The organism is Succinatimonas hippei YIT 12066 (assembly GCF_000188195.1).
Lineage (GTDB): Bacteria > Pseudomonadota > Gammaproteobacteria > Enterobacterales > Succinivibrionaceae > Succinatimonas > Succinatimonas hippei.
Map to the genome: position 1 here is coordinate 15,618 of NZ_GL830945.1, position 14,855 is coordinate 30,472.

General features: G+C 43.0%; 12 protein-coding genes. 5 read left to right on the forward strand and 7 right to left on the reverse strand.

The annotated features are described in order from the left end of the window. The first annotated feature begins 93 nt into the window (after positions 1–93). From HMPREF9444_RS00675 to HMPREF9444_RS00690, 4 genes are read left to right on the forward strand one after another with little or no spacing between them, the layout of a single operon-like run. Positions 94–789, forward strand: coding sequence for a GntR family transcriptional regulator (locus tag HMPREF9444_RS00675; RefSeq protein ID WP_009142374.1), 696 nt, complete (start codon positions 94–96; stop codon positions 787–789). 13 nt (positions 790–802) lie between these two features. After that, positions 803–1,807 carry an ADP-ribosylglycohydrolase family protein gene (locus HMPREF9444_RS00680; protein WP_009142375.1) on the forward strand — a complete coding sequence of 335 codons (1,005 nt, stop codon included), beginning with the start codon at positions 803–805 and terminating at the stop codon, positions 1,805–1,807. Positions 1,808–1,809: 2 nt separating this feature from the next. Then, positions 1,810–2,760 (forward strand): PfkB family carbohydrate kinase, encoded by a 951-nt coding sequence (locus HMPREF9444_RS00685; RefSeq protein WP_009142376.1) that lies wholly within the window; start codon positions 1,810–1,812, stop codon positions 2,758–2,760. Between the two features lie 23 nt (positions 2,761–2,783). Next, positions 2,784–4,250: a purine-cytosine permease family protein gene (locus HMPREF9444_RS00690; RefSeq protein WP_009142377.1), complete on the forward strand. Its 1,467-nt coding sequence runs from the start codon at positions 2,784–2,786 to the stop codon at positions 4,248–4,250. Between the two features lie 120 nt (positions 4,251–4,370). On the opposite strand, the gene purB is transcribed toward HMPREF9444_RS00690, so the two are convergent. Genes purB through HMPREF9444_RS00710 form a run of 4 tightly spaced genes read right to left on the reverse strand, consistent with a single transcriptional unit; the run spans position 4,371 to position 8,007 of the window. Then, positions 4,371–5,738: an adenylosuccinate lyase gene (gene purB, locus HMPREF9444_RS00695; RefSeq protein ID WP_009142378.1), complete on the reverse strand. Its 1,368-nt coding sequence runs from the start codon at positions 5,736–5,738 to the stop codon at positions 4,371–4,373. Between the two features lie 11 nt (positions 5,739–5,749). Further along, entirely contained in the window at positions 5,750–6,415 is a 666-nt protein-coding gene (locus tag HMPREF9444_RS00700) for a DUF489 family protein (protein WP_009142379.1), read from the reverse strand. A gap of 2 nt (positions 6,416–6,417) precedes the next feature. Then, positions 6,418–7,542: a tRNA 2-thiouridine(34) synthase MnmA gene (gene mnmA, locus HMPREF9444_RS00705; RefSeq protein ID WP_009142380.1), complete on the reverse strand. Its 1,125-nt coding sequence runs from the start codon at positions 7,540–7,542 to the stop codon at positions 6,418–6,420. A 3-nt stretch (positions 7,543–7,545) separates the two neighbouring features. Continuing rightward, complete coding sequence (locus tag HMPREF9444_RS00710) at positions 7,546–8,007, reverse strand: NUDIX domain-containing protein (protein ID WP_040909006.1); 462 nt, start codon at positions 8,005–8,007, stop codon at positions 7,546–7,548. A 223-nt stretch (positions 8,008–8,230) separates the two neighbouring features. Here HMPREF9444_RS00710 and icd point away from each other — a divergent pair, with 223 nt between their 5' ends. Continuing rightward, positions 8,231–9,487 (forward strand): NADP-dependent isocitrate dehydrogenase, encoded by a 1,257-nt coding sequence (gene icd, locus HMPREF9444_RS00715; protein WP_040909007.1) that lies wholly within the window; start codon positions 8,231–8,233, stop codon positions 9,485–9,487. A 62-nt stretch (positions 9,488–9,549) separates the two neighbouring features. On the opposite strand, the gene HMPREF9444_RS00720 is transcribed toward icd, so the two are convergent. The 3 genes from HMPREF9444_RS00720 to carA all read right to left on the reverse strand — a co-directional run bounded on the left by HMPREF9444_RS00720 (position 9,550) and on the right by carA (position 14,794). Beyond that, the gene (locus HMPREF9444_RS00720; RefSeq protein ID WP_050778965.1) at positions 9,550–10,047 is read right to left on the reverse strand and encodes a GNAT family N-acetyltransferase; all 498 of its coding nucleotides are present in this window, start codon (positions 10,045–10,047) and stop codon (positions 9,550–9,552) included. Between the two features lie 371 nt (positions 10,048–10,418). After that, positions 10,419–13,649: a carbamoyl-phosphate synthase large subunit gene (gene carB, locus HMPREF9444_RS00725; protein ID WP_009142384.1), complete on the reverse strand. Its 3,231-nt coding sequence runs from the start codon at positions 13,647–13,649 to the stop codon at positions 10,419–10,421. A gap of 5 nt (positions 13,650–13,654) precedes the next feature. Further along, positions 13,655–14,794 (reverse strand): glutamine-hydrolyzing carbamoyl-phosphate synthase small subunit, encoded by a 1,140-nt coding sequence (gene carA, locus HMPREF9444_RS00730; protein ID WP_009142385.1) that lies wholly within the window; start codon positions 14,792–14,794, stop codon positions 13,655–13,657. Positions 14,795–14,855: the final 61 nt, after the last annotated feature.

The window sequence follows — 14,855 nt, forward strand, 5'->3', positions numbered from 1 at the left end:
TTAAACATTTTGTGAACCGGCTCTAAGAATATTTTTTGCTGTTTTTTATAATTACAACTTGTATATACAAGTTATGATTTAACGGTATAAAAAATGGAATCGGAAAATATATATACCGCAATAGCTGCAAAGCTTAGACAGCAAATCATGCAGGGAGAATTCAAAGACGGCGCAGTTTTTCCCAGCGAGTCGGAACTTACCAAAAGGTTTCAAGTTACTCGCACTACGGTGCGTCATGCTCTTGAACTTTTAGTTAATGAAGGATTGCTTTCAAAAAGCCAAGGGCGGCGCAATCGCGTGCAAATTCGCAAAATAACCAAAACGACTTGGAATTTCGCTTCGTTTTCCGAAGGAATGAGATCTGCCCATGAAATTCCGGTATCAAAAGTTTGTAAAGCGCAAATCATCGCAGCTGACGATGGAAGTTACTTTAACCTAGTACGTCTTCGCGGTATTAAACGCATTGCCGGTATTCAGTTCATGACTTATGAAGATACAAAAGTACCGCTTTCTCTCTTTCCGCAAATTGATCGCTTTGATTTTTCTGTTGTCTCTTTGTATGAAACTATGCGTAAAGAATACGGAATTTATCCTTTTAAGGGTGAGTCGCAAATTTTTGCTGTTTTAGCCGATGAGTTTTTAGCCAAGAGTTTTGCCGTTACGGAAGGTTACCCTTTAGTTAAAGCCGTTCAATCTATTTTTGACAGAGAAGGAAGACTTGTAGAAAAGGTTTCAATAGTTTACGCACCTGAGTTAATCATTAAGCTTACGCAGGATGCCGGACATTAATTAAGGAGATAGTATGTCGCTTAAAGATAAAATTGCCGGAACTTTGGCAGGTATGGTTTACGGAGACGCCTTCGGTGTCCCCGGTGAATTGTGGCCGCGTGAAAAAGTAAGATCAAGGTTCGGGACAATTGACAAGTTTTTAGACGGTCCTGAAGATAACATCGTTGCCTGCTATTTTAAAGCAGGACACTATACCGATGATTCCTCACAAGCACTGGTGATATTAAATGATTTACTAAAGTACGGACACGTACCTGAAGCAGCGATTTTGGCAAAAGATTTGATTGCTTGGGTTGAATCAATGAACGGATTTGAAATCAATCTTTTAGGCCCAAGCTCCAAAGCATCTTTGCTTGCACATGTAAAGGGTGAAGATTATACCAAGTATACCAAGACGGCTTTGACTAACGGAGCTGCAATGCGCATTGCTCCGGTCGGAACTTTCTTTAATTTTGATGAAACTAAAAGTCTGTGCAGGACCGTAGCTAAAGTAAGCTCCGTAACTCACGGGACCGATGTGGCAATTGCCGGTGCAAGTATGGTAGCTCAAGCTGTTGCCAGCGGGCTTTGCGGCAGAAGCTATGATGAAATGCTTGAGGATATCTGTAAGGCTTTTGATTTTGCCGTAACTTTAGGTGAACCGACCTGGGCGGCATCAATCAAAGACAGACTTTTAAATGTGCTTGATAAAGCAAAAGGATGTACCGATCCTGATAAGTTCAGCTTACTTGTATATAACTTAGTCGGAACCGGTACGATGACATCCGAATCGGTAACTGCTGCTTTAGCTATTGCCTATTATTGTCAGGATGTGGAAAAGGCGGCGTTTTTATGTGCCAATATGGGCGGAGATACCGATACTATAGGTTCTATGGCCTGTGCAATTTGCGGAGCATTTAACGGTTTGTCCTCGATAAAGAATGAAACGATTTCTTATCTTGAAAAAACCAATGATATTAATTTTGCCGATCTTGCCGATAAGATTATTAAGGCACGAGCTTCTTTTATAAAGGAGTAATTATGCAATTAGACGGGATTTTAAGCGGTCTCAATCCTAAGCACAAAGTGTTTATTTTAGGCTCGGCAGTGGTCGATTTAGTGCTTAGCGTTAACAGACTTCCGAAATCAGGTGAAGATATAAGTGCCGCCTTTCAAGGCGGCAAGGTAGGCGGCTGTGCTTTTAATGTAGCAGATGTTCTTACCAAGCTTGATTTACCTTGTTCTACGTATTTTCCGGTAGGCGAGGGAATGTTTGCCCAGATTGTAAAGCAGGAATTTATCAAGCGCTCAATTGCGATATCCCAGGTATGTAACTGCGGTGATAACGGATGGAATCTTTCACTGGTTGAACCTGACGGTGAAAGGACCTTTATTACCATGTCGGGACTTGAGTGCAGAATGCAGAAACAGTGGTTTGATAAGTATTCTTTCTCTGATTTTGATTATTTCTATTTATCAGGTTATCAGGCAGAGGGAGAAAACGGCGATATTATGTTGGAGATCTTAAAGCGTAAGCGTAAAGACTCTTTTTTAATATTCGACCCCGGTCCTCGATCTGAATTTATCTCTGCAGAAAAAGTGCACTGTTTTGAGGAATTAAACTGCATATATACTATTAACGCTAAAGAAGCGTGTATTTTAAGCGGAAGGCTTTATCCTGATGATGCGGCTCTTGAGCTGTGTAAGCGTACCGGCAATCCTGCCGTTATAACGGATGGTGCAAAAGGTGCGTATCTTGCTTGCGATAATAAAGTAAGTTTGATTCCCGGTGTTTCTATTAAGGTGGCAGACACCATCGGATCGGGCGATGCCCATACCGGAGGTTTTATTGCAGGACTAATGTGCGATTTATCTTTAGAAGATGCGGTTAAACTTGCAAATTATACGGCAGCTTATGTAACTGCGCATCAGGGAGCAGCTTGTGCTCCGACAGCGGATCAGATGTTGTCTTTTTTTACTGAAACTTTGTAATGTAAAATCTTGAGGAACATAAAATGAGCGAAAACAACGCTTTAGCCTCTAAAATTGAAGTTAACGGAATCAATCCGATTCCTGACAGCGAACGCTACGGCAAACCGTCAGGATTATTTCCGATTTGGTTTTCATGGAATATTTCCATTTTCGGTATAACCTGCGGTATTTACGTTTTAAGTTTAGGTTTGTCGGTATGGCAGGCAATGGTTGCCGGTGTTTTAGGTTATTTTTTGTCCTGCTCATTGGTCGGAATCCTTGCTGTAGGCAGCGTACGCACCGGATTGCCCACATTAGCCCAGTCTCGTTTTGCCTTCGGTTATCACGGTAATAAAATTCCGACTTTTTTCGGTTATGTCGCCAATATGGGCTGGAAAGTGACCATGCTTTCGATGGCTTCTACCACTCTTGCCGATTTGTTATCTAATTTAATGCCGTTTTTTGAGCAGGAGTCGGGATACCCTACGACTTTCTGTCTGCTGATTTCTTTTGCTGTTGTTATTGTATTGACGATGGCAGGAGCCGTATACGGATATAACATGATCGTTAAAGTAGAGAAGTATATTGCCGTTATTACCGGCATAATGACGCTTATCTATTTGTTCTTCTTTATTCCTAATATTGATTTTGCAATTTTAGGTGATAAGCCTTCAGGAAGCATCGGAGTATTTTTCGGCGGTGTGGTTTTGGCTATGACCATGGTAGGCTTAGGCTTTTTAAATTACGGCGGTGATTATTCACGCTATCTGCCGCGCAATACCGGAGCTTTCGGAGTCATTTTCTGGACTACTTTAGGTATTGCTCTTCCTGTGTCAGTACTCCTTATTTTAGGAGTTATGCTCGGTGCCGGAAATGAAGCCTTAGTTGAAAAAGCCGCACATGAACCGCTTGCCGCTTTGACCGGAATTTTACCTTTCTGGTTTTATGTACCTTTTTCAATTGTTATCATTATTTCTCTGATTTCAGCAGGGATGACCGGAGTATACAGTTCAGGTCTTGCTCTTTTGGCGATGGGAGTGCCGTTAAGCCGTGCCGTTACTACATTGTTAAATGCGGTAATTATTGCTTTGGGATGTTTTTATCTGACCTTTGTTTCAGATTCTTTCCTGTCTACTTTCTCATCTTTCTTGGCAACCATTTCAGTTATTATGGGTTCGTGGGGAGCTATTGAGATTGTTGATATGCTGCGGCAAAAAGCTTTAGGCTGGAATGTCGCTATGGTTAATCCATACGGACAGGGCGGACGAGACGGACGCTGGACGGCGCTTTTATCCTTAGGTATTGCAACTTTTATCGGTTTGGGCACTATTACTTCTTCAGATCCGTATATCGCTTACATTACGTCTTTCCTTTTAAGCGATGATTTGAAAAACAGTGTTTTTGCAACTGCCAATATCGGTCTTATCGTAGCTATGATTAGCGGTGCCATTATATATGCGCTGTTAACTTATGTTCTGCAGATTAAAGTTGAACCATATACTCAAAAATAAGTAAATTTATTAAATAACAAGGGCAGGGTAATTCCTGCTCTTATGCTTTTTAGGCAGTATGCTTTATCTAAAATGAAAAGGCCCCGCATTAAGCAGGGCCGAATCAGAAAAGAAGATAGCTTAAATATCTTTTGCAAAAGTCTTGGCACGGCCGATATAAGTGGCAGGAGTCAGTTCGCGCAATCTTGCTTTGGCCTCTTCAGGAATGTCTAAAGAATCAACGAATTTAAGCATAGTTTCTTTGTTAACCGCATGACCGCGGGTCAATTCTTTTAGCTTTTCATACGGGTTGGCGATACCGTAGCGGCGCATTACGGTTTGATAAGGCTCTGCTAAAACTTCCCAGTTGTTGTTAAGCTCATCAGCAGTATGCTGAGGATTGGCCTGTAATTTGGCAATGCCCTTTAAAGTTGACTTCCATGCAAGCAATGAATAGCCGCAGGCAACGCCTAAGTTGCGCAATACTGTAGAATCGGTAAGATCGCGCTGGAAACGAGAAATAGGGAGCTTTGCCGCTAAATGCGCAAAAATAGCGTTGGCAAGACCTAAATTGCCTTCTGAATTTTCAAAGTCAATCGGGTTGACTTTATGCGGCATGGTTGAAGATCCGATTTCTCCTTTAACGGTTTTCTGGGTAAAGGTTCCGTAAGAGATGTATCCCCAAATATCGCGATCAAAATCAATAAGTATGGTATTAAAACGCTGCAGAGCGTTAAAGAGCTCGGCAATGTAGTCATGCGGCTCGATCTGAGTGGTGTAAGGATTGAAGGTAAGTCCTAAGCTTTCTTCAAACTCTTTTGAAAATTGGAACCAATCAACATCAGGGTAAGCTGATAAATGAGCGTTGTAATTGCCGACAGCACCGTTTATTTTGCCCATAATTTCAACTGCAGCTATCTGATCGCGTTGACGGCGCATTCTGTATACTACATTAGCCATTTCCTTGCCTAGGGTGGTAGGAGAGGCCGGTTGGCCGTGAGTGCGGGCAAGCAACGGCAAATCGGCGTAATTATGAGCAAGCTCGGTAATGGCGTCAATAACGGCATCAATGGTAGGGAGCAATACTTCTTCACGGGCGGTTTTGAGCATAAGAGCGTGAGAATTATTGTTAATATCCTCTGAGGTGCAGGCAAAGTGAATGAATTCGCGGGCTTTGGAAATTTCAGGATTGGATGCAGTCTTGTCCTTAAGGAAGTATTCAACTGCCTTTACGTCATGGTTGGTTACCGCTTCGCGATCTTTTATGTTTTGAGCATCTTCTTCCGAAAAGTTTTTGATAATGTCGTCAATAAAGGCGATAGTCTCGGGAGAAAAAGGTTCAACTTCTTTTATTTGCGGGCAGGCGGCGAGTTTTTTCAGCCAAGTCAATTCTACCTGTACGCGAAAACGCATCAGTCCGTATTCTGAGAATATAGGACGCAAAGCAGCGACTTTAGACTCGTAGCGGCCGTCCAAAGGGGAGATTGCGCTTAATGGGGATAATTTCATAGATACCTCGATTAATTAATACCGTTTGACGATGCGCCTTGACGGGCGTATTCAATGATTGCCTTGCGGCGGAAAATGAAAAAGCGTCTTCTGCCTCCGACTTGACGCCATAAGACGATAGCACGGATAGCGGCAAGCAGAAGCGCACGAATCAGTTCTTGGTTATCAATACGTTGTAAATATTCCTCTTCACCGAAAATAATCAGTTTAGGAAAATTAGGACTTATGATTGATGAATAAAGGTCGGCAAACATTTTGATGCAGTCCTTATCCATCACGACTGACGGATCGGCATTTTCATATTCAGGATGCAGCATGAGCACCCGTGATCTTACTTCATCAATTTGGCTGCCGAGACGATTGAAGATTTCAGCGTTTTTTTCTATAGCCAGTTCAAGACTTATAAGCTTAAATGCGGTTTTGGTAATTTCCAGAGTCTGAGCGGATTTATCTGCACCGCTGCCGCCAAGAGAAGAAATGATTTGGCGGAATCCGACCAATAATTTAGACGGGTGATAAATATCTTCACAGGTTTGCGGATTGGTAACGATTATGCCGCGCAACACTGCGGCGGCTGCATGCTGGTCGACATAACCCGACCTGGCAACGCGCTGAATCTGCGTGCAAGACTGAAACAAAGCTGCAAGAGCAAGAGTTTCGTCTTTAATATTTGCCATATTTACTCCTTTATTGCTGTGTTGATAATAGCGCCGCCTAAGCACTCGGATCCTTGGTAAAACACAACGGACTGCCCCGGCGCAACTGCCGCAACCTTATTGTCAAAAAGTACTTTTAATTCATTGTTTTCACGGTATACGGTACAGTTTACATCGGGTTGACGGTAACGGATTTTGCAGGTGCACTTAAACGGCATCTGCGGAGCTTCCACAAGCCATGTTTCATTTTGTGCCATAAGTCCTTTTGAGTATAAAGCAGGATGGTTGTGACCTTGTGCTATGATAAGAGCGTTGTTTTTGATATCTTTATCAACAACATACCAAGGTTCACCGGATCCGTCTTTGCTTCCGCCTATGTGCAGTCCTTTTCTTTGACCTATGGTGGCAAACATCAATCCGTCATGTTCTCCGACAGTTTGTCCGTCAACTGTAATGATAGGACCGCTGTGTGCCGGCAGATAATGCTGCAAAAACTCGTGAAAACGCTTTTCACCGATAAAACAAATTCCGGTGGAGTCTTTTTTTCTGGCTGTTACAAGTCCGCGTTCTTCTGCCATTAAGCGTACTTGAGGCTTTTCTATTGCTCCGACGGGAAAAAGAACTTTATGCAATACATTAGGTCCTATAGCATGCAAAAAGTAGGTTTGATCTTTATTTTTGTCAACGGATCTTAATAAATGAGCGGCAAGAGGGTCGTTGAAACTTCTTTGCGCATAATGACCTGTAGCAATGAAATCGGCATGCAGATCGGTTAAAGCGTAATCAAAAAAGGCTTTAAACTTGATTTCCTTGTTGCATAAAATATCAGGATTAGGGGTACGTCCTGCCTGATATTCGCTTAAAAAGTTTTCAAAAACCCGATCCCAATATTCGGCTGCAAAATTTATAGTTTTAAGCTCAATTCCGAGTTTATCGCATACTTTTTGCGCATCTTCACGATCGGCTGCGGCTGCACATACGGTATCAGTATCATCCTCTTCCCAATTTTTCATGAATAAAGCCGTTACTTTCATCCCGTTTTCTTTTAATAAAGCGGCAGAAAGTGAAGAGTCGACACCGCCGGAAAGACCGATTACAACATGAGCTCCTTGCAGTTCTTTATAAGGAATGGTCGGATCGAATTCCATAAATTATGGCACCACTTTTTCAATAATGGATAAAGGGAAGGCTTGATGATTGAGGTAATCATTCATGCACAAACCGACAAGCCTGGTTCTCCATGCCTCTTTTTGATTGAAAATTTCCTCTTTGCTGTAAAAACGCACGGCAAGAATTTCTCCATCAGGATCGTGAGGTTTAAAAGTTTCAGGCACTTGTTTTAATTTAGCTGCAAAACAGAAACGGAAAATGGTTTCATAATCTTTTACGTAATCGTAAATACCGGTAAGCGCTGTAAGTTCAATTTCACATCCGGTTTCTTCATAGCCTTCACGTAATGCAGCTTCAATAATACCTTCCTTTGCGTCAATATGTCCTGAAGGCATACCGAACACAGTAGCACCGAATTCGTTTTTTTCTTCCACCATTAAAAAACGACCTTCGTGCTCAATAATTAAAGCAACAGTTGCAAAAGGCTTAAAACGTTCTGACATCTTAATTTTTCTCCTAAACATGGTATTTTAATATATCTTGAGGGTAAATAGTAGAAAACATCGTTAGAGCATCAATAAGCCGCGTTTTTGGGCTTGGCGGAAGTGATTTAATTCGGTTATCTATAATTTTTGTCGTGAATCAAAATGGTTTCTTATTAAGATATTCGTGCTCAAGGCCACAGCTTTTGTTAAAATTTCTCTAGTTTTTTTAGGAGTTTTCAATATGACCTTTAAGTCGCAAGTTGTTATTCCTGCTGACGGAAAACAAATTACAGCAGATGAAAACGGCAAGCTCACCGTCCCAGATAACCCTATTATTCCGTTTATTCGCGGTGACGGTATCGGTGCCGACATTTCTCCTGTGATGCGTGCGGTAATAGACGCTGCAGTACAAAAAGCCTATTCAGGAAAGAAGAAAATTGCTTGGATGGAAATTTTTGCCGGCGGAAGAAGTACTGAAGTTTATGGTGAGAATGTTTGGCTGCCAGATGAGACTCTTGATTTTATTAAAGACTATCATGTTGCCATCAAAGGACCTTTGACTACCCCGGTAGGAGGTGGAATCCGTTCTTTAAACGTAACTTTGCGCCAGACTTTAGATTTGTATATCTGTTTGCGTCCGGTCCGCTATTTTAAAGGCGTACCGAGCCCGGTAAAGCATCCTGAGCTTACCGATACCGTGATTTTCCGTGAAAATGCAGAAGATATATATGCCGGAATTGAGTGGGAAGCCGACTCGGAAGGAGCAAAGAAGCTGATAGATTTTCTGCAAAATGAAATGGGAATTAACAAGATCCGTTTTACCGAACATTGCGGTATCGGTGTAAAGCCTATGTCAAAAGCAGGAACCGAGCGTTTAATTCGTGCAGCCATCGAGTATGCTGTCGATCATGACCGTAAAAGCGTAACTATCGTCCATAAAGGCAATATTATGAAGTTTACCGAAGGTGCCTTTAAGAAATGGGGGTATGAGCTGGCGGCAAAAGAGTTTGGTGCGGCAGCTGATGAGAATGGAAAAGTTTCTTTCATTAATCCTAAAACCGGCAATAAGATTGTGATTAAAGACGTTATTGCCGACGCTTTCTTGCAGAATATTCTTTTGTATCCTGCCGATTATGATGTAGTTGCCGCCATGAATTTAAACGGTGATTATATTTCTGATGCTCTTGCCGCTCAGGTCGGAGGTATCGGTATTGCACCTGGTGCAAATATCGGAACCGGTGTGGCTATTTTCGAAGCTACTCACGGAACGGCTCCGACTATTGCAGGAAAAGGTCTTGCAAATCCCGGCTCTATAATATTGTCAGCTGAAATGATGCTGCGTTATTTAGGTTGGGATGAGGCTGCCGACCTGGTAATCAAAGGAATGGAAGAAGCTATTGCCGGAAAGAGGGTAACTGCTGATTTTGCTGCTCAAATGGAAGGAGCAATTCAAGTTACTACTCAAGAATTCGGTGATGAAATAATTTCCAAGATGTAAATCATCGGTTTATCGTTTAATTGAGAAGATCCTCCGTTTTTTACTTTTAAACGGAGGATTTTTTAATTTTTGATTGCTAAGACTTTTTGCGTAAAAATAAATCCGTTACCTATATCAAAGTTTACGATACGGACTTCTTTCATGCCCATTTTTTCATAAAATTTTAGGCCTTGGTTATGATGGTTGATATTAAGCTCTATATCACAAGGTTCGGGATGTTCATTTGATATTTCTTGCAGCAGAGCTTTAAAAAGAGCAGATCCAAGACCTTTTTTCTGATTATCCGGATTTACGAAAATTTTTTGTAAATGGAATAAATCCGGTCCCTCCTGGGTGAAAGAGCCGTATGCACAATCTTTTCCGTCAAGAGACGCAATCAAAAATACTTGTTTACTTTGTTCGCTGTCGGCTAAAGTCTGCTGAGCATATAAAAAATCTTCCAGATAATCTATTTGCTCTGTAGTTAAATTATTTTGATAAGAAGTAGGTATTGTTACGGAGGCAAGATCGCGAATTTTAAAGATTTCGCTGAAATCGGCTTTGCGTACGCTTATAGTCATGATTGTCTCCTTGCTTTTCTTTGCTTTAATACAGCATAGAATTTGAAAAAAAGCGCAGATCTGTATCGCAAAAAATAAAATTAGCAATTAAATACAGTGCTTACATTAAGTAATGTTTGGCAGCAGGAACCCGCCAAGGCTGACAATAGCAGTATTGCTGTTTAGCGGCAGGATCTTCGGCTTTTAGGCAGGGAAGGCGTCAAGAATCAGATTGTTAATTGTATAAGCTTAATAAGAAGAGATTGATAAAATTATATTTATTGAAATGGGAAAACTTAGAGTTTAATGGCTCATGGTTAATTGGTCTTTGCGGTGATGGGATGTTGATATAAAAACGCCGGACAACGTTCCGGCGTTTATTCAAAGAGTTGTTATGAAGCTGATTTTTGAATTAATCCATGTAAATCCTGTAAAGAATTTACAGTATTAAATTCATTTTCAGAAACAGCTTCTAAAGCAGCAAAAGCGGCATTCAAGGTTGTGCAATATGCAACATGGTATTGTAGAGCACCGCGGCGTAGGGATCGTGAGTCAAGAACTGACTGACGGCCTTCAGTGGTGTTTACAATCCAGTCGTAATGTCCGCTCTTGACGTTATCAAGAATATTCGGACGACCTTCATAAACTTTCTTAACAAGTTTTGCCGGAATTCCCGCAGCAACCAAGCAACGATAAGTACCGCCTGTAGCATCAAGCTCGAATCCTGCCTTTATCATCATTTTGCCAAGTTCAGGCAGGCGATCTTTGTCTGAGTTTTTCACTGAAAGCAAAGCTCGGCCTTTACGGACAATTTCACTTCCTGCAGCAAGCTGAGCCTTTGCGTATGCTTCAGGGAAAAGCTTTGCTGTTCCCATAACTTCACCGGTAGAGCGCATTTCAGGTCCTAAAATAGGATCAGAACCCGGGAATTTATGGAACGGAAGCACAACTTCTTTTACAGAGTAATAAGGCGGAATAATTTCCTTATTGATTCCCTGATCTTCAAGAGATTGTCCTACCATAATGCGTGCGGCAATCTTGGCAAGCGGCAAGCCGGTAGCTTTTGACACGAACGGAACGGTACGCGCAGCACGCGGATTTACTTCAATTAAATAAATCTTGTCTTCACGTACGGCAAGCTGTACGTTCATCAAACCGCGAACGTCAAGCTCCATGGCAAGCTCACGTGAAATGCGGGAGATTTCGTCAATGACTTCCTGGCTTAAATGCCAAGGCGGGAGTACGCAGCTTGCGTCACCGGAGTGAACTCCGCACTCTTCGACATGTTCCATGATTCCGCCGATAATGACTTTCTTGCCGTCGCAAACTGCATCAACGTCAATTTCGGTAGCGTGATCAAGGAATTTATCCAAAAGTACAGGTGCTTTGTTTGATACTTTAACCGCTTCGGCAAAGTAACGGCGCAGATCTTCCTCATCATAAACGACTTCCATTGCTCGACCGCCTAAAACATATGACGGACGTACAACCAGAGGATAGCCGATCTTTGAGGCAATATTTACAGCCTGATTTAATGAAGTTGCAGTACCGTTTTCCGGCTGAAGGAGCTTAAGGCGCTGTACTGCTTCCTGGAATCTCTGACGATCCTCAGCTCTGTCGATAGCATCAGGGGAGGTACCGATGATTGGAACGCCTGCTGCCTCGAGTTTGCGGGCAAGCTTAAGCGGAGTTTGACCGCCAAATTGAACGATTACGCCGACAGGTTTTTCAACGCGGGCAATTTCAAGAACGTCTTCAAACGTTACCGGTTCAAAGTAAAGTCGGTCTGAAATATCGTAGTCGGTGGATACCGTTTCAGGGTTGCAGTTGACCATAATGGTCTCATAACCGTCTTCGCGCAAAGCCATTGAGGCGTGTACGCAGCAGTAATCAAATTCAATACCCTGGCCGATACGGTTGGGTCCGCCGCCTAATACAATGATTTTCTTATTGTTTGTAGGATTTGACTCACATTCTTGCTCATAAGTAGAGTACATGTAAGCTGTAGAAGTGGCAAATTCGCCGGCACAAGTATCAACGCGCTTGTAAGTAGGGTAGATATCAAACAACCAGCGGCGTTCTCGCACTTTGCTTTCTGAAACATGAAGAATGTCGGCAAGACGGGCATCAGAGAAACCGCGGGCCTTTAGGTCGCGCATTTCTTCAGGATCTACGGACTTTAAGGTACGTCCTTTTAAGGAAGCCTCAATATCGACAAGCTCTTTAATCTGACTTAAGAACCAAGGATCGATATGAGTATAGTTAAATACTTCCTCAATAGTCATGTTCATGCGGAAAGCATCGGCTACATACCATATGCGGTGAGCACCGGCTTCTTCAAGTTCATGCAGGATCTTGGTACGGGCGTCTTTATGGGTCATGTCAAGACGCGGGTCAAGGCCGTTTTTGCCGGTTTCAAGACCGCGTAATGCTTTTTGCAGTGATTCCTGGAAAGTTCTGCCGATAGCCATAACTTCACCGACTGATTTCATCTGTGTGGTGAGGCGATCGTTTGAGTTCGGGAATTTTTCAAAATTAAAGCGCGGAACTTTGGTTACTACATAGTCAATTGACGGTTCGAATGATGCCGGCGTCTTATCTCCGGTAATATCGTTGCCAAGTTCATCTAATGTATAACCTACGGCAAGTTTGGCGGCAATTTTGGCGATAGGGAAGCCTGTTGCTTTTGAAGCCAAGGCGGATGAACGGGAAACGCGCGGATTCATTTCGATAATTACCATGCGTCCGTTATCAGGATTTATACCGAATTGGACGTTGGATCCGCCTGTCTCTACACCGATTTCACGCAAGACGGCCATAGCGGCGTCACGCATGATTTGATATTCCTTATCGGTAAGAGTTTGCGCCGGTGCTACGGTAATTGAGTCGCCGGTATGAATGCCCATAGGGTCGACATTTTCAATGGAGCAGACGATGATGCAGTTGTCTTTGCGATCACGTACGACTTCCATTTCGAATTCTTTCCAGCCGATAAGAGATTCGTCAATAAGAAGCTCGTGAGTAGGAGAGCTTTCAAGACCCTTAGTGCAGATATCTTCGAATTCTTCAGGATTGTATGCGATACCGCCGCCGGTTCCGCCCATAGTAAATGAAGGACGAATAATGCACGGGAAACCGACTTTTTCCTGTACTTCCCATGCTTCTTCAAGAGAGTGGGCAATACCGGCACGAGGGCACTCAAGGCCGATTTTTTTCATTGCGGCATCAAAACGTTCACGGTTTTCCGCTTTATCGATAGTATCGGCATTAGCACCGATCATTTCTACATTGTATTTAGCTAAAACGCCGTGGCGTTCAAGATCCAGAGCGCAATTTAAAGCAGTCTGTCCGCCCATGGTAGGCAATACGGCATCAGGACGTTCTTTGGCAATGATCTTTTCAACGACGCGCCAATGTATAGGTTCAATATAAGTTGCATCGGCGATATTGGGATCGGTCATGATGGTAGCCGGATTGGAGTTTACCAAGATGACACGATAGCCTTCCTGACGCAGCGCGCGACAAGCTTGGGTTCCTGAGTAGTCAAATTCACAGGCCTGACCGATTACGATAGGACCGGCGCCTAAAATTAAAATACTTTTTAAATCTGTACGCTTTGGCATTCTTCCTATCCTCTGTTACGGTATGCACGCATTAAATCGATAAAATGATCAAACAAAGGTTTGGGATCATGAGGACCGGGGCTTGCTTCAGGATGACCTTGGAAGCTGAATGCCGGGCAATCAGTGCGCTCAATGCCTTGTAAAGTTCCGTCAAATAATGACACGTGAGTTATCTTTAAAGTGTCGGGTAAAGTGTCGGCATCAACAGCAAAACCGTGATTTTGCGAAGTGATATAAACACGTCCCGTTGCAATTTCACGAACCGGGTGATTTGCACCGTGGTGTCCGAATTTCATCTTTACGGTTTTGGCACCGGACGCAAGGCCTAACAGCTGATGACCTAAGCAAATGCCGAAAAGCGGTACTTTAGCCTTCATTAATTCCTGAATTGCTTCAATGGCATAGCTGCACGGCTCGGGATCTCCGGGACCGTTTGACAAAAATACGCCGTCAGGATTCATGGCAAGTACGTCTGAAGCTTTAGTCGTTGCCGGAACTACGGTGATCTTGCAGCCGCGGGAGGCAAGCATGCGCAGAATATTACGCTTGATGCCGAAGTCGTACGCGACGACATTAAACTCAGGATTATCGTTATTGACGTAACCTTTACCCAGCTGCCATTCACCTTCAGTCCAAATATACGGCTCTTTAGTTGTTACGACGCTAGCCAAATCCATACCTTTAAGACCGGCAAAAGCACGTGCTGCAGCAACAGCTTTTTCCGGAGTCATGGAAGGATCTGTAGTAAGACAGCCTGACTGGGCGCCTTTTTCACGGATAAGGCGGGTGAGCATTCTGGTATCAATACCGTAGATACCGGCTTTACCGTGTTTTTTAAGATAATCGCTAAGAGAAAGAGAAGAGCGGAAATTGGATGAAACGCTGGAAAGATCTTTGATAATTAAACCGGCTGCGCAAATATCTGCCGATTCGAAGTCCTCATTATTTGTTCCGTAATTACCGATATGAGGATAAGTTAAAGTTACTAATTGACGGGTGTAGGAAGGATCGGTGAGAATTTCCTGATAACCAGTCATGGATGTGTTAAAGACCACTTCGCCGGTTTCGGTCACACCGGGAAGGCCAAAGCCTTTCCCTTTAAAGACTGTGCCGTCAGCGAGTGCAAGGATTGCGGAAGTTACCACAAATACCCCCAGAATTCAGAGCTGAAACCACAGACTTTTGATCATTGCAAGCAAAAATATG